We start from the raw sequence: 14,321 nt of genomic DNA on the forward strand, positions 1-14,321 counted from the left end.
ATTCAGTGCGCGCGGCCGAGTGCTTCCCGCCAGCTGACCCGGCTCCCGGTGCGCAGCACGGCGTTCTGGTAGATCTTGCCCGCGATCCAGGTGAACAGCCCGACGAACAGCACGGTCAGCAGCAGCGCGGCGGTGATCTCCAGCCCCGAGGCCGCGCCCGCCGCGATCCTGCCCGGCATCAGGATCGGGGAGAACACCGGGACCAGTGACAGCACCGTCGAAGTCGTGCTGTCCGGGTCCTTCAGCAGCACGTTGAGGCCGACGACGAACACGATCACCAGCGTGATCGACACCGGCGCGACCACGCTCTGCGCGTCTTCCTGGCGTGACACGAGTGAGCCCGCTGCGGCGAACACGGTGGCGTACAACAGGAATCCGAGCAGGTACCAGATCACCGCCCAGATCAGCGCGCCCGCCGCGGCGCCGGGGATCGTGAGTACCCCGGTGGCCTTCGCCAGCACCAGCCCGACCGCGCCGATGATCACCAGCTGGGTCAGCCCGACGAGGGCGAGCCCCAGCACCTTGCCGAGCATGAGCTGCCACGGGCGCAGTGTGGAGAGCAGGATTTCCACCACCCTGCTGGACTTCTCCTCGACCACGCCCTGCGTGACGAGCGCTCCGTAGCCGACGATGCCGAGGTAGAGCAGCACGATGACGGCGTACCCGATGAACGAACGCTGCTCGCGGTCGGGGTCGGGGGGATCCACTGTGGACACCGCGAGCTTGGCGCCGTTGACCTTGCTCATCACGTCCGAGGGGCGGAGCCCACCGGCGGAAAGCTCGCCGTCGAGCACCTGCTGCTGGCTGATCCTGGTCAACGCGGCGCGCAGCTTCCCGTCCAAATCGGACTTCACCAGCACGGTGAGATCCGACGCGGTACCGGACACCGCGGCGTCCAGGTCACCCGAGGTCACCTTCTGCCGCGCGTCCTCCGCCGAGGGAACGGTGGCCGGCTCGACCTTCAGCCCGTACTCCGCCGCGATCGCCCGCAGCGGACCGCTGATCCCGGTGGCCTGCCCGGACAGCCCGATCCTGCTGGTGTCCTTGCCGCCCGCGTTCGAGGCCTGCAGCAGGAAGAACCCGATCATCAGCACCAGCACGAGCCCGGTGCCGACGAGGAACGAGCGGGTCCGCAGCCGCGTGTTCAGCTCCCGCTTGACCACGAGGCGCACCGCCCTCGCGGGCGAGATCGTGCTCATTTTCCTTCCCCCTTCTCGGAAACCGCGTCGCGGAACAGTTCGGTGAGTGTCCGGCGGCGCCTGCTGAACTCGGTCACCGGCCCGGTGGCGAGCGCGGCGGCCAGTACCGCCTGGTCGTCGGCGCCCGGTTCGAGGTCGAGCACCAGCGTGCTGTCGCGCCGTTCGGCGATCTTCGCGCCGGCCATCGCGGGCGCCCAGTCCGCGGCCGCCCCCGGCGCGGTCACGACGAGTTGGGCGCCCGCCGAAGTGGTCAGCTCGCCGACCGTGCCGTTCGCGACCATCCGTCCACTTCGGATGATCCCGACCCGGTCGCACAGCCGCTCCACCAGATCGAGCTGGTGGCTGGAGAAGATGACCGGAACGCCTGCGGCCGCCTTCTCCCGCAGCACCTCGCTCATCACGTCGACCGCGATCGGATCGAGGCCGGAGAACGGTTCGTCGAGCACCAGCACCGCGGGATCGTGCACGAGCGCGGCCGCGAGCTGGACGCGCTGCTGGTTGCCGAGGCTGAGCTTCTGCACCTCCTCCTTGCGCCGCGCGGACAGCCCGAGCCGGTCGATCCAGCTTTCCGCGGCCTGGTGCGCCTGGGTGTTCGTGAGCCCGTGCAACTCGGCGAGGTAGACGAGCTGGTCGAGCACCTTCATCTTCGGGTAGAGGCCGCGTTCCTCCGGCATGTACCCGATCCGCGTCCTGGTCTCGTGCGTGACCGGCGCGCCGGCGAACCGCACCTCGCCGGAATCCGAGGCCAGCACGCCGAGTGCGATCCGCATGGTCGTGGTTTTGCCGGCGCCGTTGCTGCCGACGAACCCGAACAGCTCGCCGGGCCGTACCTCGAACGAGACGGCGTCGAGTGCGACCAGCCTGCCGTAGCGTTTGCTGATCCGGTCGATTTCCAGGGTGTCAGGCATCGAAGTCCTCTTCGTCGGAAGGGGCGAAGTCTTCGGGGTCGTCGTCGGGCAGCTGCCAGGCGAGTACGAGCGTCGGCATCGAGCCGCCGAAGACGAGCAGCGCGGAGATCATCATGACGCCCCGGTAACCCGCGTCGGGCTGCTTCGCGATGAGCAGCAGGTGAATCATCGCGACGAGCATCAGCACGGCGAGCGTCTGGAAACCGATGTAGTGGATCCGGTTCCGCCATTCGCGCTCGCGCTCGTCGAGCATCGCGCCGAGGCCGCTGGCCATCTTGCCGGTGAACAGCCGCAGCACGGTGACCGTGACCCCACCGATCACCGCGCCGCCGAGCCACAGGCCCGTGACGACCCAGTCGCGGTCGGGGCGGAGGAACAGACTGGCCGCGACCATCATGACGGCGCCGAGGAGCTGGAACACGACGAGCGCGCGCCTGCGGCGGCGGGTGCGCCACCGCGGGAGCCGCCGCGCGGTGATCCGGTTCCACCGGTCGAGCCGCGCCGCGTGCGCCGACTTCGCGGAGTCCAGTTTGGACTGGATGAAGCTGTCAGTGCCCGGCATCGAAGCTCCCTCGGTCGACGACGCCCTGCCAGCTCGTGATCGGTTTCATTTCTCCCCTACGCGATACACCTGTGTGGACAGTGGCGTGAACGGCTCCCGGTTGAACACGGCCTCGACCGGCAGCTCGAACACGGCGCACAGCCGCATCGCCAGATCGAGGCTCGGGTAGTGGTCGCCTCGTTCGAGGGCGCCGATGGTCTGCGGATTGACCTCGACGGCCTCGGCGAGTTCGGCGCGGCTCATCCCGCGCTCGGCCCGGAGCACCTGGAGCCGGTTGTGGATCGGCAGCTCTTTGCCGCGTCTGACCGGGCTCATACAACGTACTGTTGCAAAAACCCAACGACTCGTCAAGTAGATGCGACGGCCGCGATCCCTGAAAGTGACCTTCGGGGCGGATGCGGGTGTCGCCGAAGGCTCCTCTTGGGGCGTTGAGCGCCCCGATCTCGGCCTTCGCGGCGGGCTGTCGCCACCTGCTCGTGTCCCCGAAGGTGGCCTTCGGGGCGGTAGACGCCGCGAACCCGGCCCTCGCACCACACTCCCGCCACCTGTGCGAGTCCGCAGCGGGCTGTCGTGTGCCCCGAAGGTGACCTTCGGGGAATCCAGCGCCCCGAAAGCCACCTTCGGGGCAAGCGTGTCGTGGTGGTCGAGTGTGCGAGGGGTGGATGTGCGGCGTTGAGCGCCCCGAAGGCCACCTTCGGGGCATGCACAGCACTGCCCGCACGGGAGCGAGGGCCGAGAAAGTGGCGCTAGATTCCCCGAAGGTGGCCTTCGGGGACCAACGGAGGACCTCCGCCACCGATCAGCGCGCCGCGCACTCGACATCACTGTGGCCTTCTGGGCGCTGGATACCCCGAAGGTCACTTTCGGGGACTTCGCTCCCGGCCTGCCCCGTACGAACTCGACCTTTCGTTCGCCCCGGGGTCCCCCGATTTCAACGTTAGCGTGGGGTGCCGACAGTTTCGGTGCGCGAAGTCCCGCGGGGATGTCCATGCGCGAGTAGCCCGCGGCGAGGGGTTCCGTTGGGGCATCCAGGTCCCCGAAGGTGACCTTCGTGGACCTGCGGCCGAAAACGGCCGAAACAGCCTCAGGCGATGCCGACGAGGGCCCGTTCGACCAGTTCGGCGATCCTGGGGCCGGCCGCGTCGGCGTCGGCGGGCACGAGGCCGAGCCGAGTGCGCCGGTGCAGGATGTCCGACGCGTCGAGCGCGCCTTCGTGCCGTACGCCCCACAGCACCTCGGCCGCGGTCACCTCGCCGCCGTCGTAGAGTGGCGCCGCCATCGCCGGGTCCACCTCGCCCGCCGCGGCGACGCGAGGCGCTTCCGTGCCGTACTTGGTCACCAGCCTCGGCGATGCGTCCACAGTGGACAATTGACTCCGGCGGGCCGCGCCGAGCAGCGGAAGGCGGTGCGTCCGCGACGGGCCGCAGTGCAGCCCGGCTTCGGTGATCGCGGTGTCCACCGCGTCCGCGGCCATCCTGCGGTAGGTGGTGAGCTTGCCGCCGACGATCGTGATCACACCGTCGGGCGAGGTCAGCACGGCGTGCTTGCGCGAGAGGTCCGCGGTGCGCGCGCCGTCGGTTTCGATCAGCGGCCGCAGGCCCGCGTACGCGCCGATCACGTCGGATTCGGTCAGCCGCACCGAAAGCGCGGTCGACGCCACCGACAGCAGGAAGTCCACATCGGACTGCGGGACCTCGGGGGTGTCCGGGATCGGCCCGTCGGTCGGCTCGTCGGTGATCCCGAGGTAGACCCGCCCGTCCGGTTGGGGCAGCAGCAGGATGAACCGGTTGTGCTCGCCGGGCACCCCGACCATCACCGACGACCTGCCGATCTGCACGCTGCCCGGCGCGAGCACCAGATGCGAGCCGCGCGAGGGTCGCAACCGCACCGACGGGGCGAGCTGCCCCGCCCAGACTCCGGTCGCGTTGACCACCTTGCGGGCGAAGATGTCCAGCTCGCCGCCGGTCAGCTCGTCGCGGGCGCGGACGCGGTCGCCGGTGATCTCCAGCGCGGACAGCCTCGTCAGGATCCGCGCGCCGAACGCGGCCGCGGTCCTCGCCAGCGTGACCACGAGCCTGGCGTCGTCGACGAGCGCGCCGTCGAACGAGAGCAGCGCGCCGCGGAGCCCGCTGCGCCGCAGGCCCGGCGCGAGCGCCATCGCCTCCGCCGCCGGGATGCTCCTCGGCCGCGGCAGCACCCTCGACGGCGTGCCCGCCGCGCGCCGGAGCAGATCACCCGCGTGCAGGCCCGCGGTGATCAGGGCCTGTTGCGGGCGCGAGGTTTCGGCGTGCAGCGGGAACAGCTGGGGCGCCGTCCTGGTGAGGTGCGGCGCGGTCCTGGTCATCAGGATGTTCCGCTCGACCGCGCTTTCGTGCGCGAGCGCGACGTCGCCCTTCGCGAGGTAGCGGAGGCCGCCGTGCACGAGCTTGCTGGACCACCGCGAAGTACCGAACGCGAGGTCGTGTGCTTCGACGAGCGCGACGGAAAGCCCGCGGGACGCGGCGTCGAGCGCGATACCGGTGCCGGTGACCCCGCCGCCGATGACCACGAGGTCCACCCGCGCGCCCGAGGCCAGCTCTTCGAGTTCCCGCTCGCGGCGCCCCTTGTTGAGGGAGCCGCTGATCATGGGCGCAACGCCGCGCCGAGGAGATGGGCCAGCTCGTCGAGCAGCTTTTCTTCGGCGACGCCCGCGGCGGCGGGACGGAGCGAGAACGCGAACGACTGGATGACGAGCAGCAGCGTGCGGGACTGCGCGGCCTCGTCGGTGATCCGGATGGACCCGTCGTCGAGCCCTTCCTTCAGCAGCGAGCTGATCACCCCCTCGGCGAACCGTTGCGTGGTGCCGAGCCGTTCGACGATGTAGGGCAGCACCAGCTCGGCGTCCTTGTCGAGGACGGTGCGCATGAGCGCGTTCGACGAGAGCCCGCGCACGGCGGCCACCGAGCTGAGGACGAGGCGTTCGCGCGCGGTCGGCGCGCTGGCGCCCTCCTCGCTCGCCTGCCACAGCAGGGTGCCGAACTCCCTCGTCATCAACGCCGCGAGCACGCTGCGGACATCGGGGAAGCGCCGGTACAGCGTCATCCTGCTGACCTTCGCGGTCCTCGCGATCTCGGCCAGCGTGGTCCGCCGCACGCCCCGGTCGAGCACGCACGAGCGGGCCGCGTCGAGCAGTACGTCGTCGGAAACCCTGGTGGACGCTGGTCGGCTGCGCGTGTCGGCGAGCCCGCTCGGGGCCCGTGACTCGCTGTGACGTTTATCGTCCATATGTCACACTGTAATCGTGAGCGACATGGTTGACCACTCCGTTCTTCCGGCTACCCAGTGTGTCGTCCGCGATGTGGGGGAGCGGTCATGGTGATGGACCACCGGATCCGTCACGGGTGGACCCCGGACGGGGGTGCCGCCGCGTCCGTGCCCCCCAGCGCGGTGAACTGGCTTCGCGAGCGTATCGGCACCTCGGCCCCCAGCGCAGCGGTACCGCCGGACTCCGCGATCGCGGTGCCCCCGAGCACGCTGGGCGAAGCGGCCGCTGCCGCGCTCGCCGGTGTCGTCGGCGCAGCTCACGTGCTCGAAGACCCGCGCGAACGGCTCGGGCGGGCCGGGGGCCTGTCCTATCTCGACCTCCTGCGCCGGCGTTCCGGCAAGGCGACCGCGCCCGACGCCGTGGTGCTGCCCGCCGATCCCGACGAGGTGCAGCGCGTGCTGGAGGTGTGCGTCGCGCACGACGTCGCCGTGGTGCCCTTCGGCGGCGGCACTTCGGTGGTCGGCGGGGTCGCCGCGCTCCGCGGGCCCAAGCATGCCGTGATCGCGCTCGACCTGGCCCGCCTCGACCAGCTCGTCTCGGTCGACCCCGTGTCGAGGATCGCCGTGTTCGGCGCCGGGGTGCGCGGGCCGGACGCCGAACGGCTCCTCGGCGCGCACGGGTTCACCCTCGGGCACGTGCCGCAGTCGTTCGAGCGCGCCACCATCGGCGGTTTCGCGGCGACCCGTTCGGCGGGGCAGGCGTCCTCCGGGTACGGCCGCTTCGAGGACATGGTCACCGGCGTCCGCCTCGCCACCCCGCGCGGGCAGTGGCGGCTCGGGGTGGCGCCCGCGTCGGCGGCGGGACCGGACCTGCGCGCGCTCGCCGTCGGCAGCGAAGGCACCCTCGGCGTGCTCACCGAGGTCGCCGTGCGGGTACGCCCGGTACCGGAATTCCGTCGCTACGAAGGGTTCTTCGTCGACGGATGGGAACGGGGCACCGAACTCGTGCGCACGCTCGCGCAGTCGGGGCTGCTCGCCGACGTCACGCGGCTTTCGGATCCCGGCGAGACGGAGGTGTCGCTCGCGCTGAACGGCGGGCTGAAGACCAAGCTGCTCCGCCGGTACCTGTCGGCTCGGCACGTTTCCGTGCCGTGCATGCTCATCCTCGGCTGGGAAGGACTTTCCCGGCGGCGCAAGGAAACGCTCGTGATCCTGCGCGAGGCGGGTGCGGTCCGAATAGGACGGTCACTCGGTGAATCGTGGCGGCACGGCCGGTTCTCCGGTCCGCGGCAGCGGGACGCCCTGATGGACCTCGGTGTCTGCGTCGAGACGCTGGAGACGGCGGCGCACTGGTCCGCGCTCGACGAGCTGCGCGACGACGTCCGCGCGGCACTGACCAGCGCACTGGGCACCCCGGTGATCATGTGCCACATCTCGCACGCGTATGAAACCGGCGCCTCGCTGTACTTCACCGTGCTCGCCGCACGCGACGGCGACGACCCGGTCCGGCAGTGGCAACGGGCGAAACACGCTGCCAGCGAAGCGATCGCGGGCAGCCTCCGTCCACTGGGGACGATCACGCACCACCACGCCGTCGGTGTCGACCACGCGCCCTACCTGGAGGCGGAGATCGGCCGCGTCGGCGTGGAAGTCCTGCGGGCCGCGAAATCCGCCGTGGACCCCACCGGGATCATGAACCCCGGCAAACTCCTCGGCTGACGCGCCCACGCTCGTGCCCTGAAGGTGGCTTTCGGGGCATCTGGCGCCCCGAAAGCCACCTTCAGGGGGTGGGAACATCGGGAAGCGGGGTCAGGAGTGCTTGCCCCGGCGCGTGTCGTCGTCGACGTCGATCTGCTCCTTGCGGACCTCGCCGGAGACGGTCTGCTCTTCGGTGACCTTTTCGGTGCCGAGGTGCACGCGTTCGACCGGCACGGCTTCCTTCCGCACCACCGGCTTTTCGGCGTGCAGCGTGACATCCTGTTCCGCCTCGCCGATTTCGGCCTTGCCGCTCGCCTTCGCGTCGGTGATCGGTTCGCGTTCGATGCGGACTTCTTCGTGGCTGACCGGAACGGTCACCTGCTGCTCCTCGGTCACCACGTACTTGCGCAGCCGGACGTGCCCGGTCTCGACCTCTTCGGTGCCGACCTTCAGCCGCTCCTCGGAACGGATCATGTCGTCCGAAGTGGACGCGTCGTGGCGCCCGCCCTTCGCCGCCGCGGTGTCGCGGCCGCCCTGCTGCCGGTCGGCCATCTGCTTGTCGGTCATCTGCTGATCGGTCACGTGCTTACCGCCCGCGGCACCGGCCATTCCGCCTGCCATTCCGCCCGCGGCGCCACCGGCCGCGCCCATCGCGGAGTCGCGGTTGTCGCCACCGCCGGAATGCTTGGCGTCCTCGCGGTTCCCGGAGCGCGGGCCGGGCAGGCCGTAGTGTTTGTAGAGCTGAACGCTTTCCTCCTGGGAAAGGTGGCCTTCGGCGTCGATCCGCGGCGCGTCGGACACCTGGTCCTTGTCGACTTGGACGTGCAGCCCGTCATTCGCCATATCGGCGCCGGAAAGCGGCACGAAGCTCTCCTTCTGGCCGAACATCCCGGTCTTGACCGTCACCCACTCCGGCTGGTGCGTGTCGTCGGCGAGGTAAACCGTGCCCACCTTGCCGATCTTGCTGCCCGAGTTGTCCATCACGGTGCTGTCGATGAGATCCTGCGGCTGGACGGTGAGTGCCATGGTTTCCCGCTCCTTTTCCGAGTTCGGATTCGCTCTTCGGCTTCCTTCACCATCAGACCGTCCAAAGTGGCACGCAAGCGCTGGGCCCTCAGGTGGGTGAACCCTGTTCGTGTCAGTTTGAGACCGTGGGTGACCGGGTAAGAAAGAAAGGATGACCTGAACAGGTCGAGAAGAACAGCGGTGTCATTCAGAAATGACTGTCCGATCGAGACCGTCCGATTCCGCGGGCTCGCCGAGGAGTGCGACGGCGGCGTGCTGCGGCACGTCCGAGGTGCGGACGGGGCTGCCGTCGACGAGCAGCGGCATCCGCTGCGCGCTCGCGCCGACGTAGGCGAGCACTTCGACGGCGGAACCGTCGTCGAGTACGATCTGTCCACTGTGGAGCTTCGCGAGGTGGTACCGGTCGCCGCGTCCCTCGCAGACGTCGAGCACGGCGAGCTGCTCCGGCGTGGCGAGCCAGATCGCGTGCACCTCGGTGACGCCCGGCATAGCGGCGAGCGTCGCGGGGCGCTGCCCGTCGCGCTTGCGCAGGCCCGCCGCCCATACCGCGGCGAGGCCGTGGCAGGTCGCGCGCAGCACCGTGACCGCGCCGGTCAGCCCGAGTTCCCGGCGCAGCCAGGTGATCTTCGACGGGCACGCGTTCGACCCGTAGGCGAGCACCGGCGTCCGCCCGGCCAGATCGGTGGCGCCGTCGATCCGCCGGAGCGCGCCCGCCTCGTGGACGAAGGAAAAGGCGGGGCGCGCACCGGGATAGGGATCGGCGGGGTAGCCGGCGTCGGAGAAGCTCAGAAGACCACCACGCTGCGCAGCACGTCGCCGTGGTGCATCCGCTCGAAGGCCTGTTCCACGCCGTCGAGCGCGATCCGTTCGGTGACGAACCTGTCCAGCGGCAGCCTGCCCTGCAGGTACAGGTCCACCAGCATCGGGAAGTCCCGCGAGGGCAGGCAATCGCCGTACCACGACGACTTCAGCGAGCCGCCGCGGGCGAAGAAGTCGATCAGCGGCATGTCGAGCCGCATCTCCGGGGTCGGCACGCCGACCAGTACCACGGTGCCCGCGAGATCGCGGCCGTAGAACGCCTGCCGCCAGGTCTCCGGCCTGCCGACCGCGTCGATCACCACGTCGGCGCCGAAGGAGTTCGTCAGGTCCTGAATGGCCTCGACGACTTCCTCTTCGGACTTTCCCTTGGTGTTCAGCGTCGCGGTCGCGCCGAAGTCCTTGGCCCAGCCCAGTTTCCGCTCGTCGGTGTCCACCGCGATGATCGTGCCCGCACCGGCGAGCGCCGCGCCCGCGATGGCCGCGTCGCCGACGCCGCCGCAGCCGATCACGGCCACCGAATCGCCCCTGGTGACGGCGCCGGTGTTGATCGCGGCGCCGAGCCCCGCCATCACGCCGCAGCCGAGCAGGCCCGCCACCGCTGGCTCGGCCGCCTCGTTCACCTTGGTGCATTGTCCACTGTGGACGAGCGTGCGCTCGAGGAACGCGCCGATGCCGAGCGCCGCGCTCAGTTCGGTGCCGTCGGTGAGCGTCATCGGCTTGGCCGCGTTGAACGTCGAGAAGCAGTACCACGGCTTCCCGCGCTTGCAGGCGCGGCAGGTGCCGCACACCGCGCGCCAGTTGAGGATCACGTAGTCGCCGGGTGCGAGATCCGTGACGCCTTCGCCGACCTGCTCGACATACCCGGCGGCCTCGTGGCCGAGCAGGAACGGGAACTCGTCGTTGATCCCGCCTTCGCGGTAGTGCAGATCGGTGTGGCACACCCCGCACGCCTTGACCGAGACCACCGCCTCGCCGGGACCGGGGTCCGGCACGATCACCGTCTCCAGCGAGACCGGCTCGCCCTTCGCGCGTGCGATGACTCCCTGCACTTCTGCGGGCATGCCGTACCACCTTCCAGCAGCGTTGCGTCTGCCCGCAGCTTGCCACGGATCATGCCGGTATGGCGATAGCTACATTCGGGTGGTCGTCACGGCGTGATGACGTAGGCGACCCCGCCCGGCCCGCTCGCCACGGCGCCGTTCTCGGTGTGCCGTTTCGTGCGCTGCCAGATCGTCTCGAACTGCGCTCGCTTGTACACGTTGCGCACGCGGTCGTTGCTGCTCGACGCCGGGTCGTTGACGATCACGTCGCCGTCCTTCGTGAACCCGATGACCACCATGATGTGCCCCGAGGTGCCGTAGCCCGCCCCGTCCAGTTCGCTGGCGAGGAACGACTGCGAGGTGATCACCGGGATGCCGCGCGCGATGTAGTCCTCGATGTCGGACAGCGAGTGCAGCCGGGTGATGTGCCCCTTGAGCCCGTAGTGCGCCGCGTAGGCGGTGTTGAACGGCCAGTTGCCCGTGCCGTCGTAGGCGTAGTCGAAGGTGTACCGCGCGGCGTAGGCGACGCTCGGATCGACGTAACCGTCCGGGATCCAGCTCAGGTCCTTTTTGCTCGGACCGTGTCCCCAGTACTCCACGACCATCTCCGTCGACGTGGGACTGCACCAGTTCTCGCCACCGCCGCCGTATTCGGGGAAGCGTCCCTTGTGGAGGTTCTGCGCGTGCGCGGGCACCGGCAGCTCGATCCCGGATGCCTTGCCCGGCTTGGAGATCGGCACCTCGAACCGGTCCGGCACCGCCGAGGTCATCGCACCGAGGCTGCTGACCTCCGGGGTCCCCTTCGACCCGGCCTCGCGGTACAGGGTGACGCGCAGCTGGTACGAGCGCAGGCCAACGCCGGGCTTCATCTCCAGCGTGTCCGTGCTGACGTCGGCGTTGGCGTCGTCCTGGCCGTTCACGCTGGTGCGCTTGATGTCCCCGTCGCCGTAGGCCCACTGGCCCATGACGTACCAGGCCGTCGTCGCGCCGCTCGCGGTCTTGCCCTGCGCCTCGACCTGCAGCCAGGTCTTGGCCGGGGTGGTCGCGTTCCAGGAGGCGATGAGCTGGCTGGCGTCGAAGCCCTGGCCGTACTCGGGCGAGGTCCACTGGCCGAACTCGTAGGACTTCCCGTCGTGCTGGATGGTGCCCGCGGGCTTCGCGAGTTCGAGCCCCTTGGGGCCCGCCTTCGTGCCGTTCGCCGTGCCGTGCGCGAAATCGGTCCACTCGTGGTAGTCGATCGCCTCGTCCTGGCGCGGCTGCGCCGCGACCGCCTGTCCCGTCATGGCCGCGATCATCGCGGCGGTCAGCAGGGTGATGATCTTTCGTGCCCGCACGGCGACTCCGTCCCTCGGTTAGTGGAGGATTTTCGCCCGCGGCCCCGGTAAAGGCAATGGTCTAGAGGACTGCTTGGCTCTGCGTGACCTTCGCGACGAGCTTGCCGGCGTCGTCGTGGATCTCGGTCTCGACCACCACGACCTTCTTCCCGGCGTGCAATGGCTTCGACGTCGCGGTCACGTGTCCTTCGCGAACCCCGCGCAGGAAGTTCGTCTTCGACTCGATCGTGGTGGTCCCGGCGGCGCCTTCGGGCAGGTTGAGGAAGGCGCACACGGCACCGGCGCTGTCCGCGAGCGCCATCAGGACGCCGCCGTGCAGGGCGTCACCGAGCGTGCACAACTCCTTGTCCCAGGCCAGTTTGGCGCTGACCCGCTCGGGCCCCGCCTCGACGGCTTCGAGTCCGAGGCGGGCCGCGAACGGCATGGTGGCGAACAGTGCGTCGGGCGTCATGCCGCGCAGCCTGCCCGATCTTGCGCCGCGCGTCGATTATCTCCGGGGTAATTCAGGCCAGCGGGTTGGCCAGGATCAGCTCGGTGTTGCGGTCGCCGGGCACGCCGACCTGGCCGAGATCGGCGTGGAGGTCGTTGTACGAGAACTCCCGGTACAGCGACGCAAGCGCTTGCGGCGAGGAGTCCGCATAGTCGACGGCGTACGGCGCCTGTGCCTCGACCAGAGTCGTGAACAGCGACAACGTGCCGTCGGCGTTGTCGGCGACCTCGATGATCCGCGCGTGCTGCGGGAAGTCGATGTGCGACGCGGTGTTGATCTCCCAGAAGCTCTGCCGCGGCGTCTTGCCCACGTGCGGGATGATCTGGTTGCGGTGGGTGTGCCCGTTGACCCAGGCGAGCACGTTCGGGAAGCGCTGGAGCAGGCCGACGAAGGCGTCCCCGTTCAGGCGCGGCTCCAGGAGGTGCCGGGCGTCCGGGAGGATGTTGCCCATCGTGCCGGACGTGTGGTGGCTGAACAGGACGAACAGCTCGTCGGTGACCTGGTGGGTCACCTTGTTGCCGAAGAAGTCGTAGTAGCGGGAACTGCCGCGCTTCAGCGTCTTCTCGACCCAGCTGAACTGCCCGAGCCCGATCGACCCGTCCGCGAACCCGGCCAGCGTGGTGGTGTCGAGGCTGATCCCGGTGACACCGGGCGCGATCCGGAACGTGTAGTAGACATCTGTCCCGTCGGCGTTGTTGCCGGTGAACCCGTGGCCTTCCGGACCGGGGCCGATGTGCGCGGCGTCGAGGTGGGCCTGCACGAACTCGGCCGTGGTGAACGGCCGCCGCCGCTCGTCCGGGGTGACCTTCCGGATCGTGCCGCCCCCGCCGAACAGCTCGGTGACCGGCACCGCCGCGCCGGGGGTGGTGATGGTCGAGGCGAGCTTGCGCATCGTCGACTCGTCCTTGCCGATGACCTTGAGATCGCCGGTGTACCAGTGCTCGATACCGGGGATGCCCTCGGGCAGCGTGCCGACGACGCTGTCGTCGTGGTTGCCGAACGTGCAGTACCACGGGATGTCGAGGCCGGGGGAGGTGAACTCGCCGATAGCGGCGGACAGGAGGTCCGGCACCTGCGGGAAGCCCTTTTTCGTGTACGCGTCGTCGAGCTTCTTGCCGGGGTTCCAGAACGTCGGCGAGCCCGAGTCCTGCACGCCCTCGTAGCGGGACGGGTCGCCGGAGTTCGGCACCACCTTGCCGCCATTGAGGATGCCGAGGAACCAATCGAGTTCGATGTGCTCGTGGTTGTCGGTGTTGTCGCCGGTGGTCACCATGAAGTCGAAGGGCCGCCCGGTGAACGGGCCCGCGCGCAGGCTGTTCACCCGCTCGACCAGCGCCGCCGTCGCGACCGGTCCCAGTGTCTCCTGTGGACGGTGCGCCGAGCCGATCAGCGAATGCAGGTATTCGAACCGCGCCGGGCTCTCGGCGTCGGTGATGTGCAGGTCGGTGAACTGCACGAAGGACGCCTTCGCGGTGCGCCGATCGTCGCGGCCGTCCTTGCCGGCGGCCAGCTCCTGGCGCACCACGAGCGGCCAGCCGGGGCCCGCGGTCAGCCGGGTGTACGCGGGCCCTTCGGTCACCGGCGCGGCCGTCGCTTCGAGCGTGGTGCCCGCCGTGGTGACGCCGCGGCTCGCCGTCCTGCGGAGCGCGCGGTCCACGGCGCTCGCGGTCGGCGTGCACAGCAGCAACCCCACCCCGGAAAGCCCCGCCGCGGTGACGAACCCCCGTCTGCTCAACTCCGCCATCAACCGCTCCCGTCCCTCGTCAGCTCAGCCGTCAGCCCGGATGCACGATGCCGCACGAGATTAGCCGGAGCGTGAACAGCGGCAAAGCAAAACGCGAAAATTCATCACGTTCGGGCGAGCGATCGGACCGGGGCAGGTTCGCCCTGAAGGCCACCATGACGGGCACAGCAACGCGAAGCGTTCCCGTAGGGGTTGGCGGTCGGGCGACGGGGGGGGCATTGAGTGCCGTCATGGTGGCCATCAGGGGCATTCGCCCCC

At 69.6% G+C, this 14,321-nt stretch carries 13 protein-coding genes; 1 reads left to right on the forward strand and 12 read right to left on the reverse strand.

The window, feature by feature from the left end; genetic code table 11:
* Positions 1-2: 2 nt before the first annotated feature.
* From HUW46_RS26240 to HUW46_RS26265, 6 genes are all read right to left on the reverse strand, one after another.
* On the reverse strand, positions 3-1,199 hold the full coding sequence (locus HUW46_RS26240) for an ABC transporter permease (RefSeq protein ID WP_215541468.1): 1,197 nt from the start codon (positions 1,197-1,199) through the stop codon (positions 3-5).
* Positions 1,196-2,107, reverse strand: coding sequence for an ABC transporter ATP-binding protein (locus HUW46_RS26245; protein WP_215541469.1), 912 nt, complete (start codon positions 2,105-2,107; stop codon positions 1,196-1,198). Before HUW46_RS26245 ends, HUW46_RS26240 begins: the two co-directional genes overlap by 4 nt.
* On the reverse strand, positions 2,100-2,669 hold the full coding sequence (locus tag HUW46_RS26250) for a hypothetical protein (protein WP_215541470.1): 570 nt from the start codon (positions 2,667-2,669) through the stop codon (positions 2,100-2,102). Before HUW46_RS26250 ends, HUW46_RS26245 begins: the two co-directional genes overlap by 8 nt.
* Positions 2,670-2,714: 45 nt before the next feature.
* Entirely contained in the window at positions 2,715-2,984 is a 270-nt protein-coding gene (locus HUW46_RS26255) for a helix-turn-helix transcriptional regulator (RefSeq protein WP_215541471.1), read from the reverse strand.
* A gap of 769 nt (positions 2,985-3,753) precedes the next feature.
* Positions 3,754-5,295, reverse strand: a complete 1,542-nt coding sequence (locus tag HUW46_RS26260; RefSeq protein ID WP_215541472.1) for a glycerol-3-phosphate dehydrogenase/oxidase — start codon at positions 5,293-5,295, stop codon at positions 3,754-3,756.
* Positions 5,292-5,933 carry a TetR/AcrR family transcriptional regulator gene (locus tag HUW46_RS26265; RefSeq protein WP_215541473.1) on the reverse strand — a complete coding sequence of 214 codons (642 nt, stop codon included), beginning with the start codon at positions 5,931-5,933 and terminating at the stop codon, positions 5,292-5,294. The genes HUW46_RS26260 and HUW46_RS26265 overlap by 4 nt, the downstream gene beginning before the upstream one ends.
* A gap of 87 nt (positions 5,934-6,020) precedes the next feature.
* Here HUW46_RS26265 and HUW46_RS26270 point away from each other — a divergent pair, with 87 nt between their 5' ends.
* Complete coding sequence (locus HUW46_RS26270) at positions 6,021-7,631, forward strand: FAD-binding oxidoreductase (RefSeq protein WP_215541474.1); 1,611 nt, start codon at positions 6,021-6,023, stop codon at positions 7,629-7,631.
* A 90-nt stretch (positions 7,632-7,721) separates the two neighbouring features.
* Here the strand turns inward: HUW46_RS26270 and HUW46_RS26275 are convergent, their stop codons facing one another.
* From HUW46_RS26275 to HUW46_RS26300, 6 genes are all read right to left on the reverse strand, one after another.
* Complete coding sequence (locus tag HUW46_RS26275; RefSeq protein WP_215541475.1) at positions 7,722-8,636, reverse strand: PRC and DUF2382 domain-containing protein; 915 nt, start codon at positions 8,634-8,636, stop codon at positions 7,722-7,724.
* A 183-nt stretch (positions 8,637-8,819) separates the two neighbouring features.
* Positions 8,820-9,296 carry a gamma-glutamylcyclotransferase family protein gene (locus tag HUW46_RS26280; RefSeq protein ID WP_331477141.1) on the reverse strand — a complete coding sequence of 159 codons (477 nt, stop codon included), beginning with the start codon at positions 9,294-9,296 and terminating at the stop codon, positions 8,820-8,822.
* A 125-nt stretch (positions 9,297-9,421) separates the two neighbouring features.
* Positions 9,422-10,516 (reverse strand): S-(hydroxymethyl)mycothiol dehydrogenase, encoded by a 1,095-nt coding sequence (locus HUW46_RS26285; protein WP_215541476.1) that lies wholly within the window; start codon positions 10,514-10,516, stop codon positions 9,422-9,424.
* A gap of 86 nt (positions 10,517-10,602) precedes the next feature.
* On the reverse strand, positions 10,603-11,790 hold the full coding sequence (locus tag HUW46_RS26290) for a peptidase C39 family protein (RefSeq protein ID WP_215550125.1): 1,188 nt from the start codon (positions 11,788-11,790) through the stop codon (positions 10,603-10,605).
* Positions 11,791-11,890: 100 nt separating this feature from the next.
* Positions 11,891-12,280 (reverse strand): PaaI family thioesterase, encoded by a 390-nt coding sequence (locus tag HUW46_RS26295; RefSeq protein ID WP_215541477.1) that lies wholly within the window; start codon positions 12,278-12,280, stop codon positions 11,891-11,893.
* A gap of 52 nt (positions 12,281-12,332) precedes the next feature.
* Positions 12,333-14,063, reverse strand: a complete 1,731-nt coding sequence (locus tag HUW46_RS26300) for a TIGR03767 family metallophosphoesterase (RefSeq protein WP_215541478.1) — start codon at positions 14,061-14,063, stop codon at positions 12,333-12,335.
* Positions 14,064-14,321: the final 258 nt, after the last annotated feature.

The sequence above is a fragment of the Amycolatopsis sp. CA-230715 genome, assembly GCF_018736145.1.
Taxonomy (GTDB): Bacteria; Actinomycetota; Actinomycetes; order Mycobacteriales; family Pseudonocardiaceae; genus Amycolatopsis.

Bases quoted from the DNA above. Each gene is read 5' to 3' on its own strand.
- HUW46_RS26240 (WP_215541468.1), bottom strand. From the start codon at position 1,199: ATGAGCACGATCTCGCCCGCGAGGGCGGTGCGCCTCGTGGTCAAGCGG.
- HUW46_RS26245 (WP_215541469.1), bottom strand. From the start codon at position 2,107: ATGCCTGACACCCTGGAAATCGACCGGATCAGCAAACGCTACGGCAGG.
- HUW46_RS26250 (WP_215541470.1), bottom strand. From the start codon at position 2,669: ATGCCGGGCACTGACAGCTTCATCCAGTCCAAACTGGACTCCGCGAAG.
- HUW46_RS26255 (WP_215541471.1), bottom strand. From the start codon at position 2,984: ATGAGCCCGGTCAGACGCGGCAAAGAGCTGCCGATCCACAACCGGCTC.
- HUW46_RS26260 (WP_215541472.1), bottom strand. From the start codon at position 5,295: ATGATCAGCGGCTCCCTCAACAAGGGGCGCCGCGAGCGGGAACTCGAA.
- HUW46_RS26265 (WP_215541473.1), bottom strand. From the start codon at position 5,933: ATGGACGATAAACGTCACAGCGAGTCACGGGCCCCGAGCGGGCTCGCC.
- HUW46_RS26270 (WP_215541474.1), top strand. From the start codon at position 6,021: ATGGTGATGGACCACCGGATCCGTCACGGGTGGACCCCGGACGGGGGT.
- HUW46_RS26275 (WP_215541475.1), bottom strand. From the start codon at position 8,636: ATGGCACTCACCGTCCAGCCGCAGGATCTCATCGACAGCACCGTGATG.
- HUW46_RS26285 (WP_215541476.1), bottom strand. From the start codon at position 10,516: ATGCCCGCAGAAGTGCAGGGAGTCATCGCACGCGCGAAGGGCGAGCCG.
- HUW46_RS26290 (WP_215550125.1), bottom strand. From the start codon at position 11,790: ATGATCGCGGCCATGACGGGACAGGCGGTCGCGGCGCAGCCGCGCCAG.
- HUW46_RS26295 (WP_215541477.1), bottom strand. From the start codon at position 12,280: ATGACGCCCGACGCACTGTTCGCCACCATGCCGTTCGCGGCCCGCCTC.
- HUW46_RS26300 (WP_215541478.1), bottom strand. From the start codon at position 14,063: ATGGCGGAGTTGAGCAGACGGGGGTTCGTCACCGCGGCGGGGCTTTCC.